The 17,189-nt window shown below is 42.3% G+C and carries 16 protein-coding genes and 1 pseudogene; 8 read left to right on the top strand and 9 right to left on the bottom strand.

The features are described 5' to 3' along the window. Positions 1-20: 20 nt before the first annotated feature. The 3 genes from AB6735_RS12000 to AB6735_RS11990 all read left to right on the top strand — a co-directional run bounded on the left by AB6735_RS12000 (position 21) and on the right by AB6735_RS11990 (position 3,563). Entirely contained in the window at positions 21-1,367 is a 1,347-nt protein-coding gene (locus tag AB6735_RS12000; RefSeq protein WP_370996167.1) for a sugar porter family MFS transporter, read from the top strand. 319 nt (positions 1,368-1,686) lie between these two features. Beyond that, positions 1,687-2,385 (top strand): DUF1080 domain-containing protein, encoded by a 699-nt coding sequence (locus AB6735_RS11995; protein ID WP_370996166.1) that lies wholly within the window; start codon positions 1,687-1,689, stop codon positions 2,383-2,385. Between the two features lie 194 nt (positions 2,386-2,579). Next, positions 2,580-3,563, top strand: coding sequence for an ROK family protein (locus AB6735_RS11990; protein ID WP_370996165.1), 984 nt, complete (start codon positions 2,580-2,582; stop codon positions 3,561-3,563). A 539-nt stretch (positions 3,564-4,102) separates the two neighbouring features. Here the strand turns inward: AB6735_RS11990 and AB6735_RS11985 are convergent. The 6 genes and pseudogenes from AB6735_RS11985 to AB6735_RS11960 all read right to left on the bottom strand — a co-directional run bounded on the left by AB6735_RS11985 (position 4,103) and on the right by AB6735_RS11960 (position 8,458). Further along, positions 4,103-5,323, bottom strand: a complete 1,221-nt coding sequence (locus tag AB6735_RS11985; protein WP_370996164.1) for a BamA/TamA family outer membrane protein — start codon at positions 5,321-5,323, stop codon at positions 4,103-4,105. Between the two features lie 133 nt (positions 5,324-5,456). Further along, complete coding sequence (locus AB6735_RS11980) at positions 5,457-5,780, bottom strand: hypothetical protein (RefSeq protein ID WP_370996163.1); 324 nt, start codon at positions 5,778-5,780, stop codon at positions 5,457-5,459. A gap of 1 nt (position 5,781) precedes the next feature. Beyond that, positions 5,782-5,913: a hypothetical protein gene (locus AB6735_RS11975; RefSeq protein ID WP_370996162.1), complete on the bottom strand. Its 132-nt coding sequence runs from the start codon at positions 5,911-5,913 to the stop codon at positions 5,782-5,784. 30 nt (positions 5,914-5,943) lie between these two features. Next, positions 5,944-6,678 (bottom strand): acyl-CoA desaturase, encoded by a 735-nt coding sequence (locus AB6735_RS11970; RefSeq protein ID WP_370996161.1) that lies wholly within the window; start codon positions 6,676-6,678, stop codon positions 5,944-5,946. A 314-nt stretch (positions 6,679-6,992) separates the two neighbouring features. Then, positions 6,993-7,185: pseudogene (locus AB6735_RS11965) on the bottom strand (cold-shock protein). A 181-nt stretch (positions 7,186-7,366) separates the two neighbouring features. Then, positions 7,367-8,458 carry an ATP-binding protein gene (locus AB6735_RS11960; RefSeq protein ID WP_370996160.1) on the bottom strand — a complete coding sequence of 364 codons (1,092 nt, stop codon included), beginning with the start codon at positions 8,456-8,458 and terminating at the stop codon, positions 7,367-7,369. A gap of 274 nt (positions 8,459-8,732) precedes the next feature. Between AB6735_RS11960 and AB6735_RS11955 the strand changes: the two genes are divergently transcribed. Further along, positions 8,733-9,104, top strand: coding sequence for a two-component system response regulator (locus AB6735_RS11955; RefSeq protein WP_370996159.1), 372 nt, complete (start codon positions 8,733-8,735; stop codon positions 9,102-9,104). Here AB6735_RS11955 and AB6735_RS11950 read toward each other — a convergent pair whose 3' ends face one another. After that, a complete protein-coding gene (locus tag AB6735_RS11950) occupies positions 9,105-10,283 on the bottom strand; it encodes an ATP-binding protein (RefSeq protein ID WP_370996158.1) in 1,179 nt (392 codons plus the stop codon). It lies immediately after the preceding gene. A 695-nt stretch (positions 10,284-10,978) separates the two neighbouring features. After that, positions 10,979-13,486: a mechanosensitive ion channel family protein gene (locus AB6735_RS11945; RefSeq protein ID WP_370996157.1), complete on the bottom strand. Its 2,508-nt coding sequence runs from the start codon at positions 13,484-13,486 to the stop codon at positions 10,979-10,981. 658 nt (positions 13,487-14,144) lie between these two features. Between AB6735_RS11945 and AB6735_RS11940 the strand changes: the two genes are divergently transcribed. The 4 genes from AB6735_RS11940 (at position 14,145) to AB6735_RS11925 (ending at position 16,296) form a co-directional block, all read left to right on the top strand. Beyond that, positions 14,145-14,399 carry a DUF3072 domain-containing protein gene (locus tag AB6735_RS11940; protein WP_370996156.1) on the top strand — a complete coding sequence of 85 codons (255 nt, stop codon included), beginning with the start codon at positions 14,145-14,147 and terminating at the stop codon, positions 14,397-14,399. Between the two features lie 168 nt (positions 14,400-14,567). Continuing rightward, positions 14,568-14,771 (top strand): PAS domain S-box protein, encoded by a 204-nt coding sequence (locus AB6735_RS11935; RefSeq protein ID WP_370996155.1) that lies wholly within the window; start codon positions 14,568-14,570, stop codon positions 14,769-14,771. Positions 14,772-14,879: 108 nt separating this feature from the next. Beyond that, complete coding sequence (locus AB6735_RS11930; RefSeq protein ID WP_370996154.1) at positions 14,880-15,764, top strand: diacylglycerol kinase family protein; 885 nt, start codon at positions 14,880-14,882, stop codon at positions 15,762-15,764. 10 nt (positions 15,765-15,774) lie between these two features. After that, positions 15,775-16,296: a dual specificity protein phosphatase family protein gene (locus AB6735_RS11925; RefSeq protein ID WP_370996153.1), complete on the top strand. Its 522-nt coding sequence runs from the start codon at positions 15,775-15,777 to the stop codon at positions 16,294-16,296. A 600-nt stretch (positions 16,297-16,896) separates the two neighbouring features. Here AB6735_RS11925 and AB6735_RS11920 read toward each other — a convergent pair. Beyond that, positions 16,897-17,061, bottom strand: coding sequence for a hypothetical protein (locus AB6735_RS11920; protein WP_370996152.1), 165 nt, complete (start codon positions 17,059-17,061; stop codon positions 16,897-16,899). Between the last annotated feature and the right edge of the window lie 128 nt (positions 17,062-17,189).

Below are 17,189 nucleotides of genomic sequence, written 5' to 3'. Positions count from 1 at the left end.
CGCACTTATAAGACTTAGATATGAAACATTCAAATTATGTATACCGGTGTACTTTTGTTGCGGCTATAGGCGGCTTACTATTCGGCTACGATACCGCAGTTATTGCCGGGGCCATTGGATTTATACAGCAAAAATATCAATTGTCACCGGCGATGATGGGTTGGATTGCTTCCTGTGCTTTGATCGGTTGTGTTATAGGGGCCGGGATAGGCGGGGTTATGTCTGACCGGATAGGGAGAAAAAAAGTATTGATAATTTCCGGGATACTTTTTGCGGTTTCTTCTCTTGGTATAATTATCCCATTGGACTTATATTATTTCGTTTTTTTTAGACTGATTGGAGGTCTTGGAATCGGTATTGCTTCTATGGTGGTATCAATGTACATTTCTGAGATCGCCCCTCCAGCAATAAGAGGGCGTCTTATTGCTATTAACCAGTTAGGGATAGTGACTGGTATTTTAATGATTTTTTTTGTAAATGCTTATATCGCTTCGTTAAATAATGAATCATGGACAATTGATGTAGGGTGGCGTTATATGTTCGGTTCCGGAATTATCCCCTCCGTTATTTTTATTTTATTACTGCTCTTTGTGCCTGAAAGCCCCCGTTGGCTGGCCCAAAAGTCGCGTTGGGAGGAAGCGGCCGTTGTTTTAAATAAGCTGAACAGACCCGAGCAGGCAGCCGCAGAGTTAGAGGCGATCAAGGTATCAGTACATGGTGAAACAGGCTCATTTTCTGATCTGTGGAAGCCGGGTTTACGCATCGTAACTTTCATCGGTATAGCGTTAGCTTTTTTTTCACAGATTACCGGAATAAATGCTATTATGTATTACGCCCCTGAAATATTTAAGGCAACCGGAGATGGTGTTAAATCGGCCTTGTTGCAAACAATCGTGATCGGTATTGTCAATATACTTGCAACTGTTGTTGCTATTCTGTACGTAGATAAGCTGGGGAGAAAGTTAATGCTGATGATCGGTTCAGCAGGAATGGCAATCTTCCTTGGTTTAATTGGAATCTTCTTTTATATGGATATGACAAAAGGGTATTGGGTAGTGTTATCCATTTTAGGTTATATCTCTTTCTTCGGTATTTCCCTTGGGCCTTTGACTTTTGTTGTGGTTGCCGAAATTTTCCCGACCCGTGTGCGGGCAAAGGCTATTTCAGTTGCCATTCTTACACTTTGGCTTTCAACTTTTGCAGTTTCCCTGGTTTTTCCAGCTTTCTTAAAGCTATTAGGGGGCGCTTATACATTTTGGCTATTTACGGGTTTTTCGGTCCTTTCATTTTTATTTATATGGAAGATTATCCCTGAAACAAAGGGTAAAACATTAGAAGAAATAGAAAAATACTGGTCAAACAGGTAAGGATTAATGGTCAGAACAAAATACAAAATTCTCTTATTTATATCCGTGTTCGGCATCCAGGAAAGTAAATGGATTTTCGATATATACATACAAATAAGCAACATAGTGCAGATCCGCCCTGACAACTAATGAGCTATTTAATAAAAAAGGGTCAAAGTCTTGAACAGAGCATTTTGTCCATGGTTGGATTTACCCTAAATAGTTAGGTCATAAAATAACGAGAGCGGGAGGAAATGATTTTTGTACTGCATCTTGCATCAATGTTAATATAACCAATTTAATTACGATAATCTCTAAATAACTTTCTTAAAACCCGAATATGAAAAAACTCTTATCAATTGCTTTGACATTAATCGCAATACACCATTCGCTATCAGCGCAAATTAAAAACGCATTAAATGCTAAAGAGCAGCAACAAGGCTGGGAATTACTTTTTAATGGCGAAAACACCCATGGTTGGCACGTTTATTTAAAGAAAGATGCTGGCGCTTGGGGCGTTAGTGACGGCATACTACATTTAGATACCAAATCGCAAGGACGAGGCGACCTGATCACTAATAAGGAATACACAAATTTTGAATTAAAGCTGGATTGGAAAATACCAGAGGGGGGCAACAGCGGTATTATTTTTAATGTACATGAGGATACTGCATACGTTTATACTTATTTGACAGGCATCGAAATGCAAATATTAGATAATAAAGGAGCAGAAGACAATAAGCAAGCTAATCATTTAGCCGGGTCGTTGTATGACTTGATTGCGCCTGCACATCCCGCTAAACCAGCCGGCGAGTGGAATTCTGTGATGATTCGTAAATTGAACAATCATCTAACCTTTTGGCTCAATGGCCAAAAAGTTGTTGAAACGCAAGTTGGAAATGCGCTGTGGCGTAATATGCTAAAGACCAGTAAATATAAAACATGGAAAGCTTATGCAACCTATCCAAAAGGACATATTGCCTTACAAGATCATGGGGCGGCAGTTTCGTTTCGCAATATCAGAATAAGGCAGTTGTGATATTGAAAACATATCTCCGAGAAATGGACGCTGCTTTAGACCGCATTTTTATTAAACCAATAGTTACAATGCAATTGAAGGGAGGAATCCCATATTCAAATCATCAGATGTGTGATTACTAAATAGAGTCTAATAAAACTACTAACATAGATAAATACTACAGCGAGCAATTTCATTTAATCGGCCTGCTAATAATGAGTTTTGCCAAGGACAAGATTACAGGAGGAGAGGCAGATAGTGGTCAAATAATTATAGGAATAAGTTTTATGCAAAAAAATAATTTATCATCACCATATATTCTTACCGCAGACATCGGTGGTTCACATATTACAGTAGGTATCTGCGATCTGGTGACCCGCGTGATACTACCTCAAAGTATCGTCAGGATGGATGTGTTTAGCAAAGGTCCGGCAAAAGATATATTGTCCTCGTGGGAGCACGCATTTTTAGAGGTATTAAAAATGAATCCCGGGCTATTGATTTCAGGATTAAGCGTAGCCATGCCAGGTCCTTTCGACTATAAAAATGGCATATCTCGCATAAGGGGGTTTAATAAGTATGAAGCTCTTTACGATATGGATATTAGAGGATATTTTGCCCGTTTTTTAAATCTTGAGCCGCATTTGATCAGGTTTAGAAACGATGCGGAATCTACAATCGCAGGTGAAGTATTGATGGGCGCCGGACAAGGCCCTCAGCGGGTGCTCGGCGTCACACTCGGAACAGGCTTTGGTTCGGCTTATGGCGGAAAGACCATTATTAAAAATATAAATCTTGGCTCCAATCCGTTTAAGGAAAGCATTGCGGACAATTATCTTTCAACGCGCTGGTTTTTAAAACGTTATCGAGATCTAACAGGGATTTCGCTAAGTGATGGTGTAAAAGAACTTTCGGAGCTGGCGCCGAAAAGTGTTGTTGTACGAGCTGTTTTTAAAGAATTTGCGGTCAATATGATTGATGTGCTTTCAGCTCCCGTTGAACAACTTAATCCGCAGGCTTTGGTTATTTGCGGCAACATTGCTAAAGCTTCTGAACACTTTCTGCCCTACGTTATCCAACATTTCGATTTCTTATCCATTAAGTTGGCCCAACTGGATGAAAATGCACCATTGATAGGAGCTGCTGCTTTGTTTGATGAAAATTTTGGGCAAGTGGGAACATTACCAAAGTGTGGTTGATAAAATAAGAGGTGAATGCAGTATCGTTGTTAGATGGCGATAGACAAAACAAGCCTATCTGCCAGGAGACTTAAAAAGCCGATTGAGTTTTTGATAATCCAATTGATTGAAAATCTGAAGGCATAGATGGGGAAGCTTGAAGTCAAAATAATATACCTTATTCTAACATTTTATATTAAACAAGATCATATGTCTTATTACAAATCGGCCGTCAAAAAAATCCACTCACTGATGTTAGCGACTTTGCTTCTGTTACTTACAGCGGTATTGCATGCCCAAAATACCGTAAATGTCCTGGCTGGCCAACATGCGATTGGGCAATGGGGTTTTCATGGTCAGGACATCGTTAAGTATGTTAAAGAACTTAAGTAATAGCAGCTTATTTATAAAGCATTCGGCCGAAGAAGGGTTCATTTGGGGACCACTAAAGCCATTTTTGTGAACCGCTAATGGGTGTCTCACAAAGGTATATAGACCCTTTGATGTAGTGCTCACATAGAAAGTGCACGATTTGATCCAGCTAAGTCGAAAACTTTGACTTAAAAAGATTCACCGATATTAAAAATAATGGCGCTGTAGCCTTTGCTTCCGGCATAATCAATCCCGATGTTGGTATTAGAGCCTTTGTTGAATTTTACCCGCAGCCCTGTACCAGCCGCAGGATGCCAGGATTTAAACAGGAAGCCGGAACCGCTTACCGTATTTACGTCGGCAAAAACCACGAAGCCCAGGAGTCCGTTGGTGGTAATATCGCGCCGGTATTCACTCTCGAAGTAAAACAGCGATTTCCCCCGGTAGCGATTTTGATCAATACCTTCACCTGAGCGGTTATACGGATCCCAGCCGATACTTGGCAGGTCAAGGTAAGGCGCATTGCTTCCCAAGACCGTCCAGAGGTAAGACCAGAAAGCAAGCGTATTCTGCTGGTTTTTATTAGCCGGGTTTAAGGAAATATATTTTCGGACATCTACATATAAAGAACTCCAGTTATCATCGCTTCCCAAAAAAGTCGGGTTGATCCGGTAAACCACATTGGCATAAGCGCCCGGCAGGGGATTGATCGAATTATTCCTTGTGTCATATAATAGGTTCAAGCTGACTCCGGAAGAAACGGAATTACCATTGGTGCCGTAGGAGTAGCCGGTAAACTGCTTCAGGTCAACGGTGGGATCATCACTTTTAATGTTGGTATGATAATCCAGGTTATAGCCTCCACCGGCAAAGAAATAAGGGGTTATGCGCTTAAGCGCACTCTGGTAAAAACGGATATAATTATAATTGACCAAAGTCTTATCGTTATAAGCATGACTGCCGCCTAAGCCCCATGTATACTGGGGGTAAACCAAGAACCGGATATCGCCCTGTATGTTCCAGGTATTGTCCTTCAGCCAGATGCTGGAGCGCAGCGGCAGGCCGAACCGGCTATGCAGGTTCCAATAAGGTGCAAATGTTGCGCTCGATAAATTGGTCGTACTTTGTGGCCCGAGGTAGGTACCGGCTGTCGTACTGGTGATCAGTGCACGGCCGGCGCCGCCCGGTACGGTTCCCGGAACAGGCAGGATCGAAAAATAGATTTTCTTTTCCCGCTGTATCCTCGGTTTTTGCGGACTAATTTTAAACAGCTGTTTTGCTATATCGATCAGGTCTGTTTGCCGGGCGGTGTCCTTCACCGCGCTTTGTTTGGGGATCATGTTGGAGGCATCCTGGGCAAATAAAGCGGCGGGAAGCAGGCACAGGCAAATGATGATCAGGTTTTTCATACGGAGTGGTTTAAACGCCTACGGTCACGGTAGGGCTGGTAATAAATCCCGCGTTCGTCCTTCCAGCCGTAGGAAAGCGTTTGCAATACATGATTCGAAAAGGGTATCTATTCATTTTTTATTGTGCGATGATTTACCGGCGCAGCCGGTTAGGGTTATACGCGACCAGGTACTGTAAATGCTGTTGCCTGACCAGAGAAATATCTACGGCTTTTTCAAAGGCGGCCAGTTGCTGGCTTAACTTAACTTTGACAGCGCTCAGCATTCCGGCGAGCATTTCAGGCAATATTTTAGCGGAAAGGGTCGGAAAGTATTTGTTTTCCAGATCGGCTTTTTCCTGGCTTGTTACCATACTCACTTCCCATTTCTCATCGGCTTTAAAGCCAAATTCGCGGGCGCAGTTATGCAGGTCATAGACATATATCTTTGCCTGGGATTCAATCGTTTGATCGCTCATATTATTTCTTTTTGTTGATAGATGCATCGTCTTTCGACACCGTTTTCTTACCGGCCTGATAGTCGGATGTGGCCTTTTTACCATCGGTGGCGGGTGCTTTCTTGACATTTTTACTGCCTTTGTCTTTACTCATGTTTTTGTAATTTATGTTTGATTTTTAAGATTAATAAGCTTTCTTTAGTTTGATGATCCGCAGCCAGTGCATGATTTTCATGACCGGGTACACCGGGTCGATCTCGAACCAGCGCTTGCCAAAGTTGGCGCTGTTGGGGTGCCTGTGGTGATTGTTCTGGAACAATTCCCCCAGCATCAGGAAGTCGAATGGCGTAGTATTCTTGGATTTGTCCTTGTTATCGAAGTTAGTATAGCCGTACTTATGACCGCACCAGTTAACGATCGCGCCGTGGATCGGCCCCATCATAAAGTGGACCGGCAGTAATAAGAACAGCCACCAATAGGGCGCGAAAAAGATATAAAACGTGGTGTAAGCCGCACCGAATAACAATCTTGATAGCATGGATGAGCCTATCCGGTCGATCAGGGGCCATTCCGGGTAATGTCCCGGAAACTGCGCCTCCGGATCTTTGGTACGGTTCACGTAATCACGAAAAGTGATGATCGTAGCCTTCATCATCTGGTAAACATCAACAAAGAAATGCGGCGAATGCGGATCCTGTTCGGTATCGCTGTAAGCATGATGCGCCCGGTGCATCAGCGCATAAGCGCGGGGGTTTAAAAACGAAGCGCCTTCAAAAACGTAGGCCAGCAAATAGAATACGCGTTCCCAGAACTTATTCGTAGTGAACATGCGGTGCGAGGCATAGCGATGCTGGAAGAAAGTCTGAAAGAACAGCGAGAGGAACCAGTGGGCAATAAAGAATGAAATGATGATTAACATTAAATGAATTAATTAGTATTAGAAGTTCTCCGGGCATAACATAGCCTGGATAAATGAGTTAGTCGGTAGTAAACAGAGAGGGTAACGGTTCACTGTTGGCCTGGAATTGGCTGGGAAGGACGCACGCTAAATAGTTAAGGCGTTTGTCAAATCCAGTAAACGTTCGTGGAGTGTCGGGCCAAAAACAGCAGGTGCTTGATATCCCGAAGGATTATATATTAAACGAAGGAATCCGTTATTTGTTTTACGGTAACAGCTTAAATAAAAAAAGCATCCGAAAGGCGGATGCTTTTACGATAATTTATAGTTACGTATTAGATTACTTTAACATTGATCGCATTAAGGCCTTTTCTGCCTTCTTCTACATCATTCTCTACTCGGTCGTTTTCTCGGATTTCGTCAATGAGCCTATGCGTGAACAAAAATATCGCTTCTGTCCTCGCTTTGTGAAATGAATCCAAAACCTTTTTGGTCATTGAAAAATTTCACTGTTCCTTCTTTTTGCATTGTAATTATTTTAATAAGTACGGAAGGTAATCAGATTACCTGGTTTATTTTCTTTATGATGGAATGGTTTAACGGGAAATTAAATTATGGCGCTTTGCGTAGCTATGATGCATACTGGTCGGCGATTTATCTGGTAAACAAAAGTACTGGTCGGCTTAAATATTATACCGGCTAAAGTTTTTTAAACCGGCAGGGAAAAATTGAACGTGCTACCCTTACCAATTTCGCTATCAACCCAAATCCTGCCATTGTGCTGGTTAATGATCTCGGAACACAAATAAAGACCGATCCCAAAACCATCGATCTTTTCGGTTTCCTTGCTTTCCACCCGGTAATGGGGAAGAAAAAGCTTTTCAATATTTTGCGGGGAGATGCCCAGACCCTGATCACGGATACTTACCTTAATCTCATGGTCGTCCAAAGCGCAGGCGATTTCTATTGATGTTCCGGCGTCCGAGTACTTAGCGGCATTACTAAGCAGGTTAACAAGCACCTGTTCTATTTTATCACGGTCGGCATTGATCAGGATAGTTTCGCAGGGCGTCATGCTAATCTGGTGACTCGCGGTGATAAAAAGGGTTTCTTCCATCACTTCGTTGAGGAGTTCATTCAGGCTGAATGTTTGTTTCGTCAGGTGGATCTTTCCCGCTTCGGCACCGGATAAGTTCAGCAGGCTGTTGATCATGTTAAGCATTTTTCTGACCTGTTTTTCTACTTTGGACAGCGCCCCGATTGAAAAATTATCTTTTTGTTTTTTAGCCCAGTTGTTCAGCATTTGAACATAGGCTTTTAAAGTGGTCAGGGGGGTTTTAAGCTCATGACTGACGATGCCGATAAACCTGCTCCGGCGCAGATCATTTTGTTTTTGCTCAGTGATATCGACTACTATTCCGGAAAAGTAATTATTGTTTAGATCCGAGGTGCTGAACCCCCCGATAATACTCAACCAGCGATGCTTTTTTTCTGTCAGCATGTTCAGGGGGCATTCAACATATAGGTTGCCCCGGGATTTAATAGCCTTCTCTACAGCCGCCAACACCCTACGTCGATTTTTACCTGCAACTTTTAACAAGGCATCATCGAATGATACTTGTTCTTCCGGCAAAAACCCAAACAATATTTTTGACCGGTTGGAGGGCAGGAACTTCCTGGAAACGGCATCCAGTATCCAGATCCCGACATTGGCCGAATCAAGCGCCATCTTGGTCAAATCAAGTGTTAAGAATGGTTCGTCAGGATCGGCTACGGGTTGGTTCTCAGAAGTATTGGTCATCCTTACTGCTTATCAATATCAGTGTAAAAGTACAGTATTTAAAAGATATAAGTGCAACCCGAGGTCAAGGGCAAAAACGATGACTAATGGCAGCTGACCTTTAATGAAAACAAACTGTAGGCTGCGGCTTAATCCGTAGGGTATGTAAGCGGTGGCATTGGCTGGTAATTATATTTGATAACCTTTTTGCCTATATATATTAAAAAACGGTGTTAATCAATAATAACGGCCGGCTTATTGCAATTAGGCGGCAGATACTTGCTGATACCTGATAATGCGGAAAAAAATACTGGTTATTGAAGATGATCCCGATATATTAGAACTTTTAAGTTACATTCTTAGAGAAGAAGGCTACGAGGTTATGGGTTGTGAAGATGGAAGCGCTTGCCGGCATCTGCTGGAGATTCTGCCTGATCTGATCTTGATGGATATCCGGCTCAAGGAACCCGGGCAGAATGGCGCTCTGATCTGCAGTCAGTTAAAATCCCACTCAGCTACACGTTGCTTCCCCGTGGTCTTGCTGTCGGCCGAGTTTAATTTGCCCGCCCTGAGTAAAGCTTGCGGCGCCGATGGATTTATTAGCAAACCCTTCGATTTAGAAGTGCTGATGGAAAAAGTTCGTGAAATAGTCGGGCAAAAAAGCTAATTACTTCTTACTCAAATTTAAATAAAAAGTCGCTCCATTACCGGGCACCGACTTAACCACGATCTTACCATTCAAGGCCTTAATCAATTCTTTAACTGTCGAAAGGCCAATTCCCGATCCCTTCTTTTCAAAACGGTCCGCTATTTTAAGCGTAAAGCTGTTATTAAAGATCTTTTCGTGGTAGGCTTTATCGATACCAATGCCATTATCTTCCGCTTCGAAGTAAAGATAATCATCGTCCTCCCGGAACCTGATTTGCAGCCGGCCCTGAGCTTTGTCATTATAACGAATGGCATTAGTCAGCAGGTTGATGAATATTTGCTGTACGGCGACGCTGGATATATATAAGGAATGTTTCTCTTCAGGTAATATTACGGTGAAGTTTTCAGGGATGCTGACCATACCGACCACCGCCATCAGCAGTTCATGCAGATCGATCTTTACTTTTTTCGTGAGCAGCAATGACGGCGATTTGGAATAGGCCAACATATCATCAAGCAGAGTCATTAAACGTTTCGTTGAAGAGATATTAAGATCCGCTAACCTTTCACAATCAGCATCCTGTAATCTTTGAAGCCGGAACTTCAAGGATTGAGCACTTAATAAAATGCTGCTCATGGGATTTTTGATATCATGTGCGGCCATCGCATTGAATTTCTGCATAAAGAGATTGGAATAGCGCAACTCGCGGATGGTGTCTTCAGAAACGATGGCTTTTTTGCGAAGCTCCAGTTTGTCGACCACTTGTTTAGCGATGATCTTTAAAGCGTTGATCTGCTCAGGGGTCAGGCTTTTTTGTTGTCGGTCGATCACGCTTAGCGAACCCAGCATTACGCCGTCGTCATTAACTAATGGTACACCGGCAAAGAACGTGATCTTATCTTTTTCGTTAATGTAAGGCTGGGGCAAAAAACGTTCATCGCTGGCCGCATCTTCCACAATAAGGATATCCTGTTCAGCACTGATGTCAGGCACACTAAAAGATTGCTCCAGGGCGCTTTTTGCAATGTTTGAAACGATCAGTGATTTAACAGACTGCCTTTTTTCGTCAAACAGGTTAATAAGCGCAATAGGCGTTTGACAAATGGCGGAAGCCAAGGTAGTCAGGTCATTGAAATCTTTTTCATCACCGGTATCCAGGATACTATAGTCTTCGGCTCCGGAAGTTTTTGTTAGCATTTATTTAATAAATCGGCTTGAAGTTATATGAATAAATATACGCTTTATTCTCTTAGTTAGCATTAAATGTTGGGACTTAAAATAGTAAATTAAGTACATACTACCGGCGCTGAACCGTGATCTGCCCGTACGCCAAGAATTCAGTTTTTGGCAATCGCTATTAAACAAGGCATCAGACAAAACAGGCTTTCGGTGATCTGTTTAAAATGAATAACGTTTTGATCCATAAATTAATTGCAGGACAATGGAAGTGTACCCGATCAAGGATTACGGCGCTATTGAGACCGGGCAGCACACATTCTCTCATATAGAAAACGGCCAGCTACGGTCGTTTACCTATAAATTTATGCAAATCTAGCAGAAGAAAGACGGCGTTTGGCAGGTAAGCCGCGAGATCACCTATGGTCCAGTAAAACGGCATGGTTGTTTCATAAACAGCCATGCCGCCACCTGTGGGAGTTGTGGTATAGTCTCAGTGTATTTAACCTGTGTGGTCAGGATGCTATTATCACTATTGCTAACCGTGTTTTAGTCGATAATTTATGGTTAATGCATGATTACTACCAGCAAATTTAAATGTGCTGATAGCCAATGACGCTCCGGTACGCTGATCTAATTGGTTTCACTTATACTAAGTTGCAAGGCAAAACCGGGTAATATATCAGCGCTTGCAAAAAACTATTTTAATTGTGATTTCATTTAGTCGGATCGGGGCGATCATTTGAATTGGGCGTAACATTAGCATGAGATTGAATCCCACTTTCGGGGAATAATACCTGTAACTGTCCTTGTGGAATCTCTATCTTTTCTTGTTCAAATGCCACATATATGGCACGCATGACGCTACTTTTTAAGCTTAGCCATTTGGAAATATCCGCAGTCCAAAACAAAGTCCGGAATTCTATTGCGGTATCACTAAAATTATATAGAAAAACAGAGGCGGCTGGCGTTTTCATGATATCCTCATGGTTCTGAACAATCGCATTCAGGATATTTTCTACCTTTTCCACATCTGTGCCGTAAGCCACACGGATAAGGAGCTCCACCCGGCGGTGATTGTTGGTTAAGGTCCAATTTATAACATGCTGAGATATCAGATCTCCATTGGGAATGATGAGCTCTGATCCATCACCACATTCTATTTTACTTGATCTGATCCCTATCTCTTTGATAGTGCCTGATTTTCCGCTTACTTCAATGATATCACCCACTTGAACCGGTTTTTCAAAAGCCAGTATCACGCCAGATACAAGATTATTAACAATATTCTGTAACCCGAATCCAATACCGACACCCAAAGCGCCTATAACTATGGTTACCCTGTCCATAGGAATTCCTGCTGCAGTTATGGCCACAAAAAAACCAACCACAAATACAGTTAACCTGATGAGTAGTATAGATGACCGGGTTCTCTTTGCCTGAGGTGTAAGTTTGGTTTGCTGCCCGGCAAAATCATAAAAATAGCTGATCACTCGTGCAATAAGACCGGAAGTCCAGATCACGATGATGAAAATCAACACGCTTCTAAAGGTAAAAGCAGTACTGCTGATCTTATAGGGGTGATTCAGAAAATCATTGCCCTGATCATATAAATAGTCATCGATGGTGAGGTTCTTGGCTAATGCTACCAACCATAATATCGCCGTAATTTTAACCAGGAACCCCTTGGATTTCTTTTGAAGTGTTTTAAAATCAAGGTAAGAGGTTATAGGATGCTGATCTGAACTTTTATTAACTTCCAACTGTAGAAACAAACTTTCCATTAATATCTGCACTAACAAATAAAACCCTGTGGCCAGGCAGATATTTAAAGTTGCGCTAATTTCTACTATTTTGGCCAAACTGAACCTTCCCGTTAGGTTTAGCAAAATGGAAACACAGTTTAGTACAATAAATATTTTTAATATCAACGATAGATACATTGGGTATGTATCCTGGGATATTTTACTTTGCCGTAATAATTTAATTGACTGGTAAATTATTACGCCAGATATCAAGAGCAAGATGATTCTGTCTTCATAAGCGATTGTTACCAGTAAACTACTCAGGCAAAAGATAATTGCTGCAATAAACAATATCCTCCAAAATTTGAATAAAGGGATAGGCCAGTTTTCTTTTATCAGTATACCCATACTTCCCATCATGATCAGCAGCATCGTATGCGCGAATACTTGCATTGGATGATCATAAAAATATGGTGACAGTATACTAATAACCATCAATGTGGATAAATAAGGATGCTTAGCTATGTAAGGTATCTGATCAAAAATAACGTTATACTCTTCATGATTACGCATCACCTTTCGCCTGCAATGATATATCCAGGCAAAAAAAACAATTAATGTTAACAGGCTGGCTAGGTGTCCTCCCCAATTTGATTTACTCGTTAAAAAATAGCTGTATAATAGCGCATTCAAACGTGCAGTTTTTACAAGTGTTGAGTCTAATCTGTCTAATGCATGTGCCTTTTTCCTATCCCAGATAAAGCCATATTCATTAGTCATCGATTTTAAAGTAAATTCATGTATCTTCAGATCGATCCTATCATCCAGATCTATCAATAAAATAGACAAAGCAGAAATCCTGTTTTCCAAAACGCCAATCCTGATGATTGATCTTTGGACACTATTATCTAAGGCGTTCCATTTCCGTTCCAACGATTGAACTTCAATAAAGCATCTTTCCCTTAAACCGCTGTCAGCAGGAATAGTGCGCAAGCCCGTATCCGATTTAAAATCTGACACTTTAGTATGAATATCATCTAACTCGTTATTATAAACGGTCACCTGATCCTCCCATTGGTTCATCTGATCTTTCAAATGATCAATCATACCACGGATAGTAACCAAGTTGCCTAATGTAGTCGATTTATTGATCGTATTACGCATTAACGACATTCGCTTTTCTAAAGGTGGCAGGCGCTGACTTATCTCCAACGTGTCGAATCCGCGGGAGAGATCATTGTTGGTTTCGACGTAAGAGGTCGTGTAATCTTCAATTTTAGCCAGCAGATTGTTGATGGAGCTATTGGAGTGCTTGAAGGAACGGATAACAGAATCTCTGTGCAATACCCTTTCCCGTAATGAGTCCCTCAGTGACCTATGGTTTTTTTTGTTTTTAACCTGTGCAAAACATTCCTGGTTTACCGCTGAAGTAGTTAATGCAATCAAGATGATACAGCAAATCTTAAAAATATTTTGCATAGCTGATGTCTGTGGTTAGCTTTTATATTGTTGATTAACAAACGCAGTTAAAGTCTAATTTATATGCTGCAGTCAATTAGGATTTTAGCCGGATTCCCGTTTTAATAATGATCTTATAAAGATAATCAATAGTTTTAATGTGTTTAGGATAACACTTCACTAGTCTAATCATAATCAATGCAAAGTAATTAGACCTCAAATCTTCATTAAAGCTTTCACATTGTCTGATTGTGTAGTATAAATAAAGGGAACGGAAATTTACCGGAATAATGTTATTCTTAATAACACCGAAATTGCTTTTATGGTTTTTAAAGGGTTAAACTGATCAAAAGATTTTGAAGCAGACTGCCAAGGTCGACAAGTTGTAAATATATATAAGGTGTATTTCGCGGGGGGAAAAATACATGAGATCCCGCACAAATGTACCTGCGTGCTTAGGTATCAAATATATTGCGCTCTTAACTTGGTGTGTACGGGGCCCACTTTCGCTGTACGGGCAATAGCGGTAATATACAGATCATATGCAGGTCCTGATCGCAATGAATGGTTTCAGCAGGAAAGTGATGCTCCCCTGTTTAATTTGAATCGGATTCAGTGCTATAGCGCTGTTTCAAAACAAATCTTCAGGCAACTCGTTACCAAATAAATTAGTAAGATTATGAAAAGCAACGATCAGGAAGAAAAACTATTCGATGAAAATACCACCGCCGATATCAAAGGTTCCAATATGGTCAAAGATCCCGAGGATTGGAAAACCGGTGATGAGCCGATGACCGGGGCGCAACACTCTTACCTCGAAACGCTGTCGGCTGAGGCGGGTGAAACTTTCGATGAGACCTTGTCAAAGGCAGAGGCTTCCAAAAGGATCGAGGAACTGCAGCACAAGACCGGCCGGGGTGTGGATAAAAAATAATTCTTTAAATGGTATCCTGCACATAAATAAAGGGGACTATTACATATCGCATGTGTTCCAGAACAGTACAATAATAAAACTATTAGGTATATTTGACGTTGTTTACCTATATCGGCCACTCATTCGTCCTTTTGGCAAGCGTATGACCGGAAGTCAAACGAACAATTCATGCAAACTAATGCCCAGCAAGAGCAATTCACATTCAAGTCTATTTTCGAAGGGTTATTTGACGCAGTGATTTGCCATGATCTTGATTTTATGATCACCAATTGGGACCCTGCTGCTGAAAACCTTTTCGAATATAGCAGACAAAAAATGACCGGAACAAGTATTTTTTCGATAATGGATAAATCCAATCTCGCCGCTGGCTGAAGGATTTGGATAGATAACCTGTTCTAACAGTAAATGAACCTAATGTTAATTTGAAATTCTGGTTAAACATTCAGGCCGAGTGGTTGTTGCTGCTACAAGAAAGTTCCAGTGAAAATAAAACACATTCATTTTATCATCAATCCGGCATCCGGTAAGGAAGAGCCAATACTGTCTTATATCAACAGGGCTATGACTGAACGTAAGCTGGATTGGGACATTTCCGTTACAAAAAAGAACAACAATGCAGGTGAGCTGGCGCGTAAACTTTTTGGCAGAACAGACCTTATCGCCGTATATGGGGGCGATGGCTGTGTCACCGAAGTAGCCGCTGCCTTACAGGGCAGCAATCTGCCTATGGCGATCATCCCGGGTGGTACGGCGAACGTGATGGCGAGGGAATTCGGCGTTTCCCTGGATCCGCTCGAGGCACTTCGTGCGCTGCCTGACGGGAAGATCAAAAAAGTTGATATGGGTAACGTAAACGGAATGCCCTTTTTATTACGCGTTAACCTGGGTATCATGGCAGACATGGTGACCGGCGCTGACCGGGAACTCAAGAACAAAGTCGGCCAGCTTGCTTATGGGGTCACCGCAGTTAAGACAGCGGTGACAGCGGAACCGGTGAATTATGAATTAAACATAGATGGTGAAAAAGTGTCGGCAAAGGGCGTAAGCCTGACCATAACAAACTCCGGTCATATGGGTGTCGGTGATTTTGCCCTACAGCCGGGGATCAGCATTTTCGACGGCAAACTGGACATTATTCTGCTGAAGGAAAATAACTTGTCATCCTTGCTCAAAATAGCCGGAACGACCTTACTTCAGCAAAAAAGCAATGTGCTGGAGCATTGGACGGCCAAAAAGATGACTATCAGCATGGCTAAAAAGCAATCGTTTATTTGCGATGACAAGGAGATGAAAGCAAAGCAACTAAAAATAACCATTATCCCCGCTTCACTCAAAATGCTCATCCCAAAGGAAAAAGCCGAATGATATGCTAAGCATGATCAAAAGTCATCTGAAGAGTGCCGGTCTCTTTCTCCAGTACTATTATGACAACATTTACCGGGTGATATTTGGTATGCCCCGTTTAAAGCGCTGCCAGATCACGGCTGATCTGTTTTTAGGCAGCCAGTACAACCGGGTCGGCCTTCGTAAGATGAAAGCGCTCGGCATTACGGGGATCATCAATATGCGCGTGCACTCAGTTTACACCAAGGCACAATATGAAGGGTTTCATTACCTGCATCTGCCAACCCCGGACAACAGCCCGCCTGCGATGGATATGCTGATTAAAGGCGCGGACTTTGCCGATGCTGAAATCAAAGGCGGAGGCAAGGTTTACATACACTGCCGCCAGGGCTTGGGCCGCGGCCCGACGATGACGATCGCCTATCTGTTAAAGACCGGCCTTAACGTTGAAGATGCTATCGCGCTCATCAAAAAAACGCGTCCTTTTATCAACCCCCGTCCGGGGCAGGTCCAACGCCTGAAAGAGTTGCAGGCATATTACGCCAAAGTTTAAAGTAAGCAGCTATTTGACGTCAATAGTTCCCAGTTTCCATGCGAGAATTTGGCTTTATCAGCCTCGCTTAGCGGGGTTTGTTCCAGGAAATTGCGCGCATCCCTTCCGGGACGGTGCTGGTAGGGATAGTCGGCGAAACAGGATGCGGTCTGCAATAATCAGTTCTACGTCCTTGCAGGTACGTGTTGCTGTACATACCGCCGGCGGTCACATAAAGATTTTGCTCAAGTTAATTATTGACCGGGTGCTTGAAGTCCGCAAACCTGTTCATAGCCGCCAGACACTCCATATAAAACAGGATAATTTCACCCAATCGCTTAAATCAGTTGTTACCTCGTCATAAGAATTCAGAATGAATCCATGTTGTTCCTTCCCCCGCTCAACGAACGATCCGTGAGAAATAAACCTGGCCCTGCAGGTGCCAGGTTCGGCAACGGTAGCCGGAAGGCAGTTTCTTTTTTCATGGGCAACGTGTGTTTTCCATCTCATTTCCGGACGATTCCAGATCGTGCAAAACGTGAACTCCTTTGAATTTTTTGACGCTGTCATCCCCGGTCTCTTCGTTGTTGGTCAATAAAAGGCATCAAGAAGCCGGCTATATTAAAGGACTTCGATATCCCTGACTGTCAATAAGCGGCCTTCGGTAACTCGCTCAATCAGCTCAGGCGGCCCCGAATCGGTCTGGTAATACAGTACAGTATACCATTCATTCTGCTCATCCGAATGTTCCACGACAGCCTTGCCGTTAGCGGACTTCCCGTCCATCGTCAATAAGATCACCGTTTGTCCGCGTTTAAATTTCATAGCTCTAAAAATAAACAATGCTTTGTTTCCTTGGAATAGGATTTTTCAACATCAGGGTCACAGATTATACGATTCTCTGGGATAAACGA

The sequence above is a fragment of the Mucilaginibacter sp. RCC_168 genome, from assembly GCF_041355315.1.
Classification (GTDB): Bacteria; Bacteroidota; Bacteroidia; order Sphingobacteriales; family Sphingobacteriaceae; genus Mucilaginibacter.
The sequence above is the reverse complement of the archived record's forward strand: the minus strand, read 5'-3'. Positions and strand labels throughout refer to the sequence as shown.